This window comes from Streptomyces sp. NPDC034043, assembly GCF_055575675.1.
Genome location: NZ_JBVISF010000013.1, coordinates 105,698 through 118,877 on the forward strand (window position 1 = coordinate 105,698; position 13,180 = coordinate 118,877).

At 70.2% G+C, this 13,180-nt stretch carries 15 protein-coding genes and 1 pseudogene; 3 read left to right on the forward strand and 13 right to left on the reverse strand.

Annotated features, from left to right (window positions below):
• Window positions 1–265 precede the first annotated feature (265 nt).
• Entirely contained in the window at window positions 266–571 is a 306-nt protein-coding gene (locus ACZ51S_RS27210; protein ID WP_468962226.1) for a hypothetical protein, read from the forward strand.
• A 157-nt stretch (window positions 572–728) separates the two neighbouring features.
• On the opposite strand, the gene ACZ51S_RS27215 is transcribed toward ACZ51S_RS27210, so the two are convergent.
• The 9 genes from ACZ51S_RS27215 to ACZ51S_RS27255 all read right to left on the reverse strand — a co-directional run bounded on the left by ACZ51S_RS27215 (window position 729) and on the right by ACZ51S_RS27255 (window position 7,350).
• Window positions 729–1,403: a hypothetical protein gene (locus ACZ51S_RS27215; protein ID WP_468962228.1), complete on the reverse strand. Its 675-nt coding sequence runs from the start codon at window positions 1,401–1,403 to the stop codon at window positions 729–731.
• A 40-nt stretch (window positions 1,404–1,443) separates the two neighbouring features.
• Window positions 1,444–1,587 carry a hypothetical protein gene (locus tag ACZ51S_RS27220; protein WP_468962229.1) on the reverse strand — a complete coding sequence of 48 codons (144 nt, stop codon included), beginning with the start codon at window positions 1,585–1,587 and terminating at the stop codon, window positions 1,444–1,446.
• A 1,047-nt stretch (window positions 1,588–2,634) separates the two neighbouring features.
• Window positions 2,635–3,279, reverse strand: a complete 645-nt coding sequence (locus tag ACZ51S_RS27225; protein ID WP_468962231.1) for a ribonuclease FAU-1 family protein — start codon at window positions 3,277–3,279, stop codon at window positions 2,635–2,637.
• A 230-nt stretch (window positions 3,280–3,509) separates the two neighbouring features.
• Entirely contained in the window at window positions 3,510–3,833 is a 324-nt protein-coding gene (locus tag ACZ51S_RS27230; protein WP_468962326.1) for a hypothetical protein, read from the reverse strand.
• Window positions 3,779–4,432: a transposase gene (locus ACZ51S_RS27235; RefSeq protein WP_468962233.1), complete on the reverse strand. Its 654-nt coding sequence runs from the start codon at window positions 4,430–4,432 to the stop codon at window positions 3,779–3,781. Before ACZ51S_RS27235 ends, ACZ51S_RS27230 begins: the two co-directional genes overlap by 55 nt.
• Before the next feature lie 670 nt (window positions 4,433–5,102).
• Window positions 5,103–5,474, reverse strand: a complete 372-nt coding sequence (locus ACZ51S_RS27240) for a hypothetical protein (protein WP_468962235.1) — start codon at window positions 5,472–5,474, stop codon at window positions 5,103–5,105.
• 133 nt (window positions 5,475–5,607) lie between these two features.
• Complete coding sequence (locus ACZ51S_RS27245; protein ID WP_468962237.1) at window positions 5,608–5,850, reverse strand: hypothetical protein; 243 nt, start codon at window positions 5,848–5,850, stop codon at window positions 5,608–5,610.
• Between the two features lie 220 nt (window positions 5,851–6,070).
• A complete protein-coding gene (locus tag ACZ51S_RS27250) occupies window positions 6,071–6,718 on the reverse strand; it encodes a hypothetical protein (RefSeq protein ID WP_468962239.1) in 648 nt (215 codons plus the stop codon).
• Between the two features lie 41 nt (window positions 6,719–6,759).
• Window positions 6,760–7,350, reverse strand: coding sequence for a TetR/AcrR family transcriptional regulator (locus ACZ51S_RS27255; protein WP_468478598.1), 591 nt, complete (start codon window positions 7,348–7,350; stop codon window positions 6,760–6,762).
• 108 nt (window positions 7,351–7,458) lie between these two features.
• Between ACZ51S_RS27255 and ACZ51S_RS27260 the strand changes: the two genes are divergently transcribed.
• A complete protein-coding gene (locus tag ACZ51S_RS27260) occupies window positions 7,459–8,436 on the forward strand; it encodes a TIGR03620 family F420-dependent LLM class oxidoreductase (RefSeq protein ID WP_468962241.1) in 978 nt (325 codons plus the stop codon).
• 387 nt (window positions 8,437–8,823) lie between these two features.
• Here ACZ51S_RS27260 and ACZ51S_RS27265 read toward each other — a convergent pair whose 3' ends face one another.
• Entirely contained in the window at window positions 8,824–9,387 is a 564-nt protein-coding gene (locus tag ACZ51S_RS27265) for a hypothetical protein (protein ID WP_468962243.1), read from the reverse strand.
• Between the two features lie 1,186 nt (window positions 9,388–10,573).
• Here ACZ51S_RS27265 and ACZ51S_RS27270 point away from each other — a divergent pair.
• Window positions 10,574–11,146: a hypothetical protein gene (locus tag ACZ51S_RS27270; protein WP_468962245.1), complete on the forward strand. Its 573-nt coding sequence runs from the start codon at window positions 10,574–10,576 to the stop codon at window positions 11,144–11,146.
• 91 nt (window positions 11,147–11,237) lie between these two features.
• Here the strand turns inward: ACZ51S_RS27270 and ACZ51S_RS27275 are convergent.
• From ACZ51S_RS27275 to ACZ51S_RS27285, 3 genes and pseudogenes are all read right to left on the reverse strand, one after another.
• Window positions 11,238–11,332, reverse strand: a pseudogene (locus ACZ51S_RS27275) (IS5 family transposase); the annotation flags it as partial.
• A 209-nt stretch (window positions 11,333–11,541) separates the two neighbouring features.
• Entirely contained in the window at window positions 11,542–12,201 is a 660-nt protein-coding gene (locus tag ACZ51S_RS27280; protein ID WP_468962247.1) for a hypothetical protein, read from the reverse strand.
• Window positions 12,202–12,856: 655 nt separating this feature from the next.
• Window positions 12,857–13,138 (reverse strand): DUF4190 domain-containing protein, encoded by a 282-nt coding sequence (locus tag ACZ51S_RS27285; RefSeq protein ID WP_468478577.1) that lies wholly within the window; start codon window positions 13,136–13,138, stop codon window positions 12,857–12,859.
• Window positions 13,139–13,180 lie beyond the last annotated feature (42 nt).

The following is a 13,180-nucleotide window of genomic DNA, read 5'->3' on the forward strand; positions in this document are numbered from 1 at the left end:
CGCCGACTCGCCCAGGACTGGGCACATCGGGCCGGAGTCCTCTACCAGACCCTGACGCTGCTCGCCGCGCGCATCGAGCCGTACGCCGAGTCGCCCGCGGCCGCCGCCCGACGCGTCAGGGCGACCGCGGACGCCGTTGCCAGCCGGCAGGGACTGAAGGGACCGAACAGCCGATGAGGCGCGGCCTCTTCGACGCCGTCATGGACCTGTTCTCCGCCCCGCCCCACCGCGCCCCACACGACTTCCAGCCCACCCCGGAGGAGCCGTGACCGCCGACCTGGAGGTCTTCGACGCCGAGCTGGTCGAGGACGGCACCGTCGTACGGCCCGGGTCCGCCGAGCACGGCCTGCGGTACCTGGTCACCCAACACCCCATGCCCGGCAACAGGGACCGTTGGTCTGTAGCGTGGGCGTGCGGGCTGCCGGTCGGGACCGGCACCGAAGCTGGCAGCCTCGCCCTCGCGATGCCCCTGGCAGACGCCCACCGCCTCAAGCACGCCACCCACACCCTCGCCCGCAAAGCAGTCCCCGTCCTGCTCCCCCTGCTCATCTCCGGAGGCATCACCCCATAGGACTGGCCCTGCCCCGCGGCCGGTGCCGGGGCTCAGCCAGCGGTAGCTCGCAGCAGCCTGAGGTTCCGACCGGGGCGGCGGCCGGGCCTTCCCCGCCCCGGTCCCGGCGTCCGGTCAGTTCTCGGCGTGGGGATGGCCGGCGGTCGCGGCGGAGGAATCAGGACCAGTCGGTGAGATCGTAGACGGCGTCGCACAGCGGGCCCCGCGCGTCCTGGACGCGGTGCGCTGCCAGGGTGGTGGGCTCTTCGGGCCGGAGGAGGGTGATGAGTTTGGGGGCGGCCCACCAGCCGATGGTGCGGGGGGTGCCGGTGTCGTCGCGTACGGCCAGGTCGATGCCGATGGTGTGGTTGTCGTGGGCGAGGTAGACGCGGACGGTGTCGGGCTGGTGGTGGTCGAAGCCCGTCAGGACGTAGAGGTCGGGGTCGATGGAGGGCGGGGAGTTCTGCCAGAGCGGGTCGCCGGCGAGGTCGGCGATCAGGTAGTCGATGCCGTCGTCGAGGGTGACTTCGGCCGCTTCGGGAACGACCGTGCCAACAAGGGTTGCCACATCCAGGTGCGTGAGCCCGTCTACCCCGGCGCTGGGGATCGTTCCTTCGGTAAGCCATCGTGCGGTGTGGCGCAGGGCGCCGGTGTACCACCAGGTGCCGTGTTCGCGGCCGTACCGGGTGGGCAGGTCCACCGTTACGGCCTGTCCCGTGGAGTCCGCGAGGCGGACCCGGATGGTGTCCGGGTCCGGGCGGACCATCGCGCGGATGCGCCAGTCGGTGCCGGGCAGGGGTACGCCGATGAACCTGCGCAGGGTGAGCAGGGCATCGGTGAAGTGGTCGTCCATGCCCGTACTCTTCCCTCTCCCGGTCCGGCCGCGCGGGCGGTCACAGGTCGTTGACCCAGTCGGGGCACAGGGTCTGGCCCAGGCAGTACGCGGTCACCGTGCCCAGGGGACGCCCGTCGGGCGTCCGGGCGCCGGCCGGGCCCCTGATTCCCCGCTCTGCGACGGAGACGGTGCGCATGCGCACTTGCCCACTGTTGGTGGCCACCACCCCCAGTACTCGGCCCGCGTGCCCGTCACCTTGTCGGCGGTTCCGCGGTACGGGGCATCGATGGCCTTCTCGCTGCGCATATCGTGTTTGGAGGACGCGTGCAGCCAGCCGAAGTCGCTGGTCCCGTGCCGGGTGGGGATGTCGTTGCCGTCCCAGTCCCGAACGGACCAGTTCACCTTGTGCCAGGGAATAGACCAGTAGGTCCCCGTCGTCGTGCGGGCTCGGGTCCCCAGCATGCGCGGCCGGCCCCTCGCACAGCAGGATCGACGAACAGACCACCGCGGCCACCACCGTCAACGCGCGGCAGGTCATAACAGGCATGGATGCTCCTTCTGGGCTCGTCAGGCATGTGCAGTCCGAGCCAGGCCGCGCAGGGCGCGGCCGGCTCGAGTCCGGCGTAACGCGGGCAGGAGCATTCGGCTGGCCCGGGCCCACGGTCACGGCGCAGGTGTGAATTCCACCGTGCCGCCGCAGCGCGCCGCGATGTCCCGCAGTCGCTCCCGCTCCAGTTCGTCGACTGCCAGGCCCCAGCGCAGCTTCGTCGCGGTCCCCTCCGCGCCGTACCGGCACAGCGCATCCGGCGACGGCGGCAGCCACTGGGCCGGATCCTGGTCGTGCGGAGACCGCCACCCCCATCAGCAGCACCTGCGGCACGGCGGCCGGCTGCTCGGTGGCGAGCGCGGTCGTCGCGGGGAAGGACAGAGCGAGAGCGGCCGCTGCCGCGGCCCTCATCAAGATCATCATGCGGCGGTTCTACCGGCCACCCTCACACCGGTGACAGGACCGGAAGCGGTAGTTCACTCCCGCGGGTTTTCCGATTCACGCCGAAACGCTCCTGCGCTCGGACGTCCGCGCTGACCACCACCGGCCCCAGCGCCGGATCAAGGAACAGCAGCGCGAGCAAGCGCAGAAGCGACCTCCGGTCCGCGAGCACGATCGACAGGGCCGCGGAAGCCGTACCGTGCCGGCCCCGCGGCGGTCCGCTCCATGTTTCGGTGCGACCCTCTGCTCGCTCGCAGCGGGCTACGGCAGGCGCGGTGCGGGCCAGGCCGGCTCCCAGCGCCAGGCTGCCCACCGCTGCGCGTGCGCGAACAGGCCGGAGCGTTCCGTGAGCATGGCGAGGACCTGGTCTCGGGCCTCATCCACGGCCTGGTGCTCGGTGTCGGTGACGATGCCGAGCCGCCGCACGTGCGCGTACTCGTCTTCGTCCTTCCACTCCCAGCGGGTGAGGTCGGGGTCTACGACCAGGTCCACGGTGAGGTCGAAGGTGTCGAAGCCGTCCGGCGTCCGGCGGGTGGGGTGCTCGAAGTTCACGTACCAGTTCCGCAGCCGCCGCCCGTCCCCGTCCGGGACGTAGAAGGCGTTGACGCTGAACCACGCCTTCGGGGGCTTCCACAGCAGCAGCTCCGTCTCCTGCCACACCGCGTCCGCGAGCTCCCACACGCCGGCCGCCATCGCGTCGAACGCCTCCGTCCGCACCGACCGGTCACCCTCGGTACGGGCCTTGACGTACAGGGCCGGCCAGCGGGTCTCCGCTCCCGGCGCGCACGCGGCCACCAAGGCCTCGCTCGTGTCGGCGATGACCCGCAGCGCGTGCTCGCTCCACACTCGGCCCATACGGTGCACATCGCGCCGCACGACCGTCTGGCCCGTCTCGAAGCTGCGCATCAAGCCCTCCCTCACAGGTCCCCCGCCGGAACCTCCAACCCGGGCATATCCACCCCAGCGCGGCGTCGGAGGTGGGGGCAAGCCGCGGGCGAGCACCGCTTGCCCGGGCTTCCTCCGGGCTTACCCACGGCTACCGGCGCCAACCGATCCCGAACACGCCGCAGCGGTGGGCGGAGGATCGGCCGCCACGGCCCATCTACCGGGCGGCCGCGTCCCGGACAGGGCGGCCCTCAGCCCTCTGCCCGGAATAGGACGATCACGGTGGCGTCGTCGCGGTCCCCCTCTCGTCCTGCCCGGCTACCGCGACCAAGGCGTCCGCGAGCAGCCTGCGGGTCAGCCGCGTGCTCGCGGCAGAGCCGGGCGAGCATCTTCGCGGGCACCTGGTCGGAGACCCCGTCGGACACCAGCAGCACCAACGGAACCTCCGCGGGGACCTGTACCTGCCGGCACGTCGCGCACGAGGCCTGCGCCAGCCCCAGCCGGAACCAGTTGTCGCGTCTCACGGCCACGAGCTGCACTGCCGCACCGCCGTTCCTGCGCAGCCGGTTGCCCATGGTCTCGTCATCGCTCCAGAGGGTGAGCCCGGCGCTCTCCCGCCAGCCGTACGCCCGGCAGTCCCCGATCCACGCCGCGGCCGGCCGGGGTGAACAGCAGCGTCCAGTACATCGAACTTCCGCTCATAGGCGTCCCCCGCACGCAGTTCGGCCGGGCCCGGCAGCCGCTGGGCGGGCTGCGCCGGCATCGGCTCCACCGGCGGCCGCAGCACCATACCGAGGTCTTGACCCTTGCGGGAGATGACTGGCAAGGTCCCGCGTCGGCGTAGCTTGTGGCGGTTGGGGTTGCTGTCGTAGCCCTTGTCGCCCAGGAGTGCGTCGGGGGGGTTGCGGGGGTGGCCGACTCGGCCAGTGACCGGTGGGATGCCGTCGACCAGGGCGAGGGTCTGGGTGACGTCGTTGACGTTGGCCGTGGTGATGACGTTGCGCGGGGTGCCGCCACCGTCGGTGATCAGGTGATGTTTGCTGCCGGTCTTGCGGCGGTCGACCGGCGACGGGCCCGTTGCGGCGCGGGGACTGGCTTGGGTCCAGGCGAGCGTTCGGACCAGGGCGGCAGCAACGGCTCGATCATTGTCCACAACTCGTCGTCCACCACCCACGGCCTGATGCTACGACTTCACGAACGACTCAATCGTCGTACCGGTTACGGCCGGCCTGCACCGCTCCCCCAAGATCGTGTTACGAGCTCTGAGAGGGCCGCCGGGTCGTCGTGGGCCATGTACAACTCCAGGGTTGAGGGCTGCGCCCGCTGCGCGGGCGCCGCTTGATGGTGGGTCTCGGTCGGCGGCGCGGGTGCGGCGGGCTGTGGTTCGGAAACTGGATACGCTTTCGCAGCTGGCTTGGACGCCGGCCTTCAGCCGGGCATGGCCCGGGACGAATCAGGGGGATGAGATGACCACCACGAAGACCTCAAGCTCGGCTGGGCCCTTCCGGACTCCGGGGCACCCTGCCGCCCTCTTCAGCGACGAGGCGTCTGCCGTGACGAAGGCGGTGCCTGGTGCGGTTCGGAACCTGCCCCGGCCTCTGGACACCTTGACCTGGCAGGAGCCCCCCGCCCTGAAGGGCGCGGACGACGACGCGCCGTGACCGACCGGGCGGCATAGCCGCAGGCAACCACGCGAGCGGCCGGCATGCGGTGCTCAGGGGGCGTCGCAAGGCCTCACAGGGCGCCGCACGTCGCACACCGCACACCGCACACCGTTGGACGGGCTGCCGCGTCCGGGTCGGGGCGCGCCCGCGGCCGCCGGTTTGCGGCCCCCTGGCGACATGTCACAGGAGATGGGTCAGGTCGTACAGGCGCTGGTGCCACCAGTTGCCCCTGCGGTGGGGCTGCCGGTGGGCGAACGGGTCGGGGAGGGTCCTGCGTCGCAGTTCGTCGTCCAGACCGGCCAGCAGGGCCTCCAGCTCACGACGCGGACACCGGGGAAGCCTGCGGACGACCAGTTCGAGGAGATCCCGGGCCACGGCGATGTCGTTGTGCAGGTCGCACTGCTCGCAGCCGCAGTAGTCCCGCCGCAGGTACAGGTAGCGGCCCGGGCGGGCGAGGAAGGAGCGGCAGGTCGCCAGAGCGGTCCGGGTCGCCCCGGGCCAGAGCCCCTCGTCGTACGGGCGCCTGCCCTCCTCCCGGTGGATCGCGGCCACCGTCCGGGAGGAGAGCCGGTCAATCCTGGTGGGCCACGGTCTGGGGGAGAGCAGGTCGTCGCGCCGGCATCGGTTGTTTCCGGCGTACGTGGGCTGCGGTAGCGCGCGTTGGGCGCGCACCGCGCTGGGCCGCCTACGCGGCATGGGCCTTTCGGACAGAGTTCATGGTGGTGATCATCGCACGGTGCAGAGCGGGCGGCGGGAGGGCGGGGGCTGGAAGGCTTGCGGGTGCCGCTTCGCGGACGGCGAACTCATCGGCGAACAGTTTCCGGATGGTGTTCCAGCGGTTGAGCTGGTGGTTCTTCTTCCGGGTGCTGTCGCCGTTGGCGACAGGCCACAGCTGCTCCACGACCGACCTGAGCATGGGGGTGGTCATCTCCGCCTCCAACATGCGCTGGGCGGCCTTCTCGGACTCCTCGCGTACTTGAAGGTGAGCCCCAGGGCCTGGCGGCCCTGCGCGATGCGGCCGCGCGCGCCGGAGGTGTGGCGGACGTCCGGACCCACCACGCCCAGCGTTTCGGGGTGACCGGTCTTCGGGCGGGTACGGACGCTCGCGCGGTGGTTCGGTACGTCCAGCAGCGTCGCGCTCTCGGCCGTCAGCTCGATCGCGTGCAGGCCGACGAGGCGTACGTTCCCGTCGTCCAGACGTCCAGGGCGATGGCCGAACCACCGGGCTCGGCAGCGGTCCAGGCGTGGAACGACACCGATTGCTGCAGGACGACGAACGGCTGTCCGGGGACCCGCCCATCTGGTGCCCAGTAGGCGAACCGGTACGGGCTGCGCGTCTCCATCCGGTCTTCCCGGCCCTCCCAGAAGTCGGGACGGGGCGGTTCCGGGAAATCGGCGGCGTCCCAGTCCCCGGACCAGGTGGGTGTGCCCAGAACGTCCTCGGCCGCCTTCAGGTACGCCGGCCACACCTCGGCCGCCGCGGCGTGCACCGCGCCGTTTTCCCCACCGGACTCCGCCAGCACCTGCCACGCGTAGTGGTTGAGAGCGCCGAGCGGGTTCCAGAAGGCACCCTTCGCCGGGAAGAAGGTCCACTCCCCTCCGCTGCGCGTACGGAGCTCCAGGGTCCGCTCGGTCGTCTGAGGCTCCCAGCCGTAGCGCTCGCACCATGCGTGGAACTCCCGGGTCCCGCCCTGTGGCGGGCCCGACCAGACCGACGGCCAGTCGTCGACGGCCCGCATGTTCGCCAGTTCGGCGGCGAGGTGCTGCGGCGTCCGGCCGATTGTCTCCGTCAACATGGTTGGATCCTCTGGTTATGTGACAAACCGCTGTGCTTCGATCACTTGCCTCGGCGTGGGGCCCCGTACGCAGCGTCAAGCACGAGAGCCAGCAGCCGGTGGGCCTGTTCGGCGTCCTCGTCACGGGCTGTGGACAACCCGATCCCGGTGATGAGCTGGACCAGGTCCCCGGCGGTCACGTCGACACGAGCGGTTCCGTGCTGTTGCGCTCGGGTGAGCAGACCGTCTGCCGCGTTCAGGATCAGCTGATGACAGTCGAGGTCCGGTGCGTCGGGCTCGTTGACCATCAGCGCGCTGCCCATGCCCTGGTTGGCGCGGGCATGGGCCAGGAACGCAGCCAGCCACTGCGACAGGGCGTCGTCGGCGGAGTCCGCGGTGCGCAGCTTCTCCGCTTGCTCGCACAGGGCCTGCACCCGGTCTGTGAGTACTGCGGTCAACAGGATCTGGCGGTTCGCGAAGTGCCGGTACAGGGTGCCGGGGCCTACCCCGGCCCGGCGGGCGATCTCGTTGAGGGACGCCCCGGGGCCGGCTTCGGTGAACACTTCCTGCGCGGCGGCTACCAGGCGTTCCCGGTTGAGGCGCGCGTCCGTGCGCCTCGGGGACCGGGCGGCATGGGGATGTTCGGCCGTCATCATCCTGCCCTTCTGTTGCCTCCGGAGATAGCGAAACGGAGAAGTTCTCCGTATTGTAGCGAACCTCAACCGGAGAACCTCTCCGGAACGGCTGACCGAGGAGTGCGCATGACGGACGACCCATCGGCAGGGCTCGGCCAGGTCGGGATCTGGACCTTTGCCCTTGACGGGCAGCCCGCCGGGCGCGTGCGGGAATCGGCTGCGGAAATCGAGGAGCTGGGCTACGGAGCCCTCTGGTACGGAGAGGCGTTCGGCCGCGACGCGGTGGGCCAGGCATGGCTGCTGCTGTCGGCGACCCGTCGCATCACCGTGGCATCCGGCATCGCCAACATCGCCTTCCGGGAACCGCTTGCCACTGCCGCCGCGGCGCGCACGCTCGGCGAAGCGTTCCCCGGACGCTACCTGCTTGGCCTGGGCGGGCACCGCGTCGACGACACCGTTCACGAAGTGGACGGTTACCCCGTACCGAACCGCGGCAGGGCGGTGACCACGATGCGCTCCTATCTGGACGCCATGGACACGGCACCCGCCCATGGCCCGACACCGGACCCGCCCCCGCGCCGCCTACTGGCCGCCCTGGGCCCGAAGATGCTGCAGCTGGCAGCCGAACGCACCTGGGGCGCACACACGTACTTCGTGCCCGTCGAGCACACCGCACGGGCACGCCAGATCATGGGCCCGGATGCGTTTCTCGGGGTGGAGCAGGCCGTCGTACTCGACCATGACCTCGACCGGGCCCGGGAGGTGGCCACGGCACATGTCGCCGGATACCTGGCAATGGCGCCGCACCAGGAGGCGAACGTACGCCGGCTCGGCTTCGGAGACGAGGACGTCATCGGCCGCCCGAGTCGCAGACTAGTGGACGCGATCGTCGCCTACGGAGACACCGAAGGGATCCGCCAGCGCGTGCAACAGCACCTCCAGGCAGGAGCCAACCACGTCTGCCTGCAAGTCCTGACCGCCGACCCGACCAGGCTGCCGCGACGAGAATGGCGCGAGCTCGCCCCCGCTCTCGCGCCCGGCCACAACCGGGCGGCCCCGTCGGCCGACGGCTGCGGGGAGCGGCCGAAGGTGCCGACGGTGTGAGCGGCGGCGCCGCGGCCGGGGTGGCCTGGAAGGCGGCGGGCTCGGACCGGTCACCGGTCCGGCCGCAGCCGGCGCGGGGTTGATCGACAGTTGGCCGCCCTGGTCCTGGCCGGGCCCGAGCTCGGACGGAGCGGCGACCTCCGCCTTGCCGTTCTCACTCCTGCGGGGGATCGCTGACGATGCCCTGGGCGCGATCTGCCGGGGGCCGGCGCCAGGCATGCGAAAGGGGCCGTAGCAGCCCACACTCCCACCGCCCAACCTGAACACACCAGGCCAGCACACCACCACAGGCACTACGTCAATGGCCCGTCATGCCACCGGGCGCCGCGCCTCGCCGACGCCATATCGGATCGCTCGTCGGCCGGCCGTCGGCGGGGACGGGTGCCACTACTCGGCGGCCTTGGCGCAGGTCACCTTCGCGAACTTCGAGGTGACGGTGTACGTGTCGTTGGGGACGCCCGTGAACTCGAAGAACCCGTCCTGGATGGTTTGGGTGGTGTTCACGACGGCGCCGGAGGAGTTCTTCAACGTGACCGTCTCCGCCACCGGGAATCCCCTGCCGGACACGCCGTAGGTCGTTCCAGGGCCCTTGGTCACGGTGCACTTGATCGCGGCCTCGTCGTCCGACACCCACTTCGGGCAGATCGCCTTGGCCCGACGCCCCGCGGCGCTGTAGGTGTCGTTCGGCAGCCCGGTGACCTCGAAGAAGCCTCCTGTGATGACTGTGGTCGTGCGTACCGTGGTGCCCTGTGAGTTCTTTACGGTGACGCGCTCGCCGGATCTGAACCCTTCGCCCGACACGCCGAACGTGTTGTTCGGGCCTTCCGAGAGGAAGCAGGTGGCGCCGGGCGCGGCCCGTTCCGCTGCTCCGGCCGTCGTCACGGTGACGGCGGTCCACCCGCTGAACGCCACAGCGGTCACGACCGCGGTGGAGAGGGTCTTCCTTCGCATGAGATGTCCCTTCCTTCGGCTGAAGGCAGTCGCTTCGCTCGAGTAGGTCCCCCGCGCCTTGCGGAGGAGTGTCGGCGGTGAACGTGTCTCGTCAGGGAGCTCTCCTCTTCGGCAGGCCTCAGAGCCGACGGGCAATGCGGCCACCGGTTTTTGCCGAAGGCGGTTGAGGTGTCGGCATCATCAGCCTCGGCACGAGGAGACGGAGTTGCTCGCGACACGTGGAGATCTGTGATCACCCACGCCCCCAGGGGCGGCCTCCATCGGCTTTCCACTATTCCACTGGGCGGGGCGGGCCGCATGTGGGCGTGGTCGGCGGCGCCGGGGAGCGCCCCAGAGCCCTGCCGCCCGCCCCTCGACCGGGTGTGTCAATCGAACGACTCGGTGGCGTGATCGCTGATGCCGAGGGTGACGGTAGTCGTTGACTCTGCATGGATGATGTCAACGGCCTTCCTGACCGAGCAGCGGACCTGCCCAAAGCCCCTCCCAGGGCCTGACCCTCCACTAGGCCCTGGACCTCCTCCAACATCTCCTCGCCACCTGGACCGGCACCTGCCCCACCTGCCGGCAAACCATCCAACCGCAGCCCCACCACACCAGCTAACAAAGCACTACTAGTTGGCCCGGCCCCCCAGGGCAGCCCGCTCCTGGGCCGCGTCCACGTCGTCTAGGACGCGGTAGCCGGCATGAGCCGCAGACATCAAGCCGGACCATCCGCAAGTAGCGCGTCGGCCTGCTGAGTGCATCCGGCACAGGGCTGGTGAAGCACTGCGGCCACCGTCCGGTAACGTACGTTTCTTCGGGCACCGTTGGGGCCTGGAGTCCAAAAGGTATGCCGATGACGCCTGGCGAACTGCCTGTCGTGTGGAGCCTGCCCCCCGAGGACGCCCGAGCCGGATGGCGGGCCCTCTGGTGGACCGTCGGACCGAGCAGCGAACTCGCGGTGATGCTGGTCCACAAACGGAACCTCCACCGCTCCCCGTACATCAGAGGATGGGTCGGGTGGCGCGTGGTGGCTCCGTGCGACGGCATGTTGGTTGTGATCTCGGACGGAGTGGAGCACCGCACTCCGGTCACCGGCATAACCGCGAGTACTGGTCACCTGGCCCTACTCTCGTGGTCCCGGTTCTTGCTGGCGTCATGCCGTACATGCCAGGACTGGACCGGGACCTGGGAGAGCAACGCGATCGTGTACTCCCCGGGGGGATACCCGATAAGTCATATCTGCATCGGCGATGACATCGACTACATCATCACCGACCGCGACGGCGGCATCTGGACCTCGCACGGTGACGAGGGCATTTATGGAAGCCACCCTGCGTCCAGTGAGGGCCTGGCCCGCTGGAACACCGACGGCCGCCAGACCTGGGGCCCTCTGGGACGAGGACGGCTCCCTGTACTGCCCCTCGGCGGGATCGCGGGCGCGACCGAGGAGGACGTGGCCTGGCTCGGCTGGTACAGCCACGAAGGTTCCTTCCTGTCTCGGGTCGATCCCGCCACCGGCAGCATCACCAGCTACTGCCACCCCTTGAGGAACACCGATGGCATCGCCGTCCGGGACACCCGGATGCTTCTCAGCCACCAGTTCCACAACCGGCCCGGCGTCGAACTGAACCGCGCCGAACTCGTCGACGATGCCTGGGTGATCACCTCTCAGGAACAACTGCGACTCCCGGAGCCGGTAACCAGACGCTGCGCCCAGGGCCGCGATGGTGTTCTCTGGATCCGCGGCGGCGACACCTGGATACAGATCGAAGCCTGAGCCGCAAAGAACCGACTGCACGATCCCTCCCCGCATCCAGGGTGCCGGCTGCGAGCGGGTCCCCGGCCGGGGCCTGTTGCGACAGTGCTGGTCACAGCCATTCGTGATAGCTGCGATCAGCACCGTCGCCTCGTAGCGGACGGCGAGTTTGTCGTATCTCGTAGCAACCGCACGGTGGCGCTTGAGGTGACCGGACCGCTGGCGGACTATGCGGGTTTACCAACCGGCGAGCTCAGCGGGGCGCGCTCAACCTGCGGCGATGCGTCGCGGTCGTGTCAGGGATGGCCTGGCTCCTTCTCGGATGTCGGGCCGCAGGTAGGCACCACGAGCCGCGCGGCCGCCCGGCGTCACGGCATGCCCGCACGGTGACGCCCCGGCTGCACACTGCGGACGGGCTACGTCATCAACTCGATGTGCGGATGCGCGGGCTCCGCCGGGCAGACGAACAGGTGCTGCCGGTAGCCGCTGCCTATCTGCACCCCGGTCGCGTTGTAGCCGCGGTGGCCGGGGTACGGTCCAGCACCTGGGTGGGGGTGCGGAGACCAGCTGTTCCCGGCGTCGTCCCCTTCCTCGAAAGTGGCGATGGTCATCAGGACCTCCATGCCGGTGCCGCACTCGGAGCAGGGCCTCGAGCTGGGGTCGGTGGAGTTCCAAGCGGGCCAGCCGCCGACCTTCCAGCCGGGTGCGTTGGACAGCACACAGTCGTAGTACGTGTCCGGGTCCATGTCTTCCTCTGCTGCCTGCGGCACACTCCACTGCTTGAGCTGCTCCCGCAGTTCTTCGCTCAGCTCCAGATGGTCTGGGTACTCGGTGATCTGCTCCGGTTCGAGCACGCACGGTTCCGGCAGATAGCCGTCGAACTGCACTGCGGGCGGCTCGGGGGGCGTGTCGAGAATGTCGGTGACGGCGGCTGCCGAACGCCAGAAGAGCAGGGTCCTGGGCATGATCGGATGGTCGAAGGGGCACCACAAAACCTGCAGCAGGTCCTTGCCCTCGGGCGGGCTCAGATCGGGCACATCCCGTACGTACAGTTGCGCGACGGGCAGCATCGCCATGGGGCCGTCGTACGCCTGGACCGCCGGCCTCACCGGATACGTCCGAGGGGGCCGGATCCGCTCGAGAGTCTCCCGTTCCCCCTGAGTCAGGTCCCGGCCGTGCGAGGCGGCGAAGATCCGTCGTTCCAGCCGCAGATCCGCCGGGGACTGGGCTGGGTTGATGCCATCCACCACATGCGGTTCCTCGCAGTGCGGCCACGGCTCCTCAGCGGGCCACAGCAGCGGCCCGCCGATCGAGCTGTCGTGCCACGTCGGCGCCCCAGGGCGCGGGTGCAGGCGGGTCGCCGTGCGGGCCAGCGGAGCCAGTTGGGGGAAGGCTGCGGCAACGTCGATCGGCCGTGGCGGAGTGACAGGAGTGACATTCATGGCCGCAATCCTGCCAATCGCCTCTGACAACGGCCCTCGTGGCCGCCCCACGAAGAGTTCCGGCACGGGCGCCGCCCGGGGAGAGCGCTACCGGCGATCCGTTGCCGGCAGATGGCCCGCGAGCAGGTCCACGATCGCCGCGTGGATGTCCGTCCACGCGCTCGGTTCGTGGCCACGTACCACCTGGACAGGGACGACCTTGACGCGTCCATTCCATCCGGACCGCCGCCGGTTGGCCCATCCCGATCTCCATCGGCAGGCCGCGAACCTCTTGAGTGAAAGGGGAGCGTCAGGTCACGCTCCACGACCAGGTCTCGTCGGCGGTGACGAGACAGGCGAGGACTACCAGGTCCGCCACGCCCAGCGCGATGCCCAGGCGGGCACGGCCCGGCCGGGCCGTGTGCCGCCGAAGGGCGAGTACGCCGAGGACGAGGGCGGTCGGGCCGAGGAGCAGGTTCATCACGAGCAGGCCCACGAGGCCCAGGATGAAGGCCGCGACGGCCATCGCGTCGCCGTCCCGGGCGCGGCCCCGGGTCGCGGTGCGGGCGGGGGACTCGGTTCGAGAGCTCATCGTCGGCCCCCTCGTCCGGAGTGCGGCCGTCCTGGCAGGCGG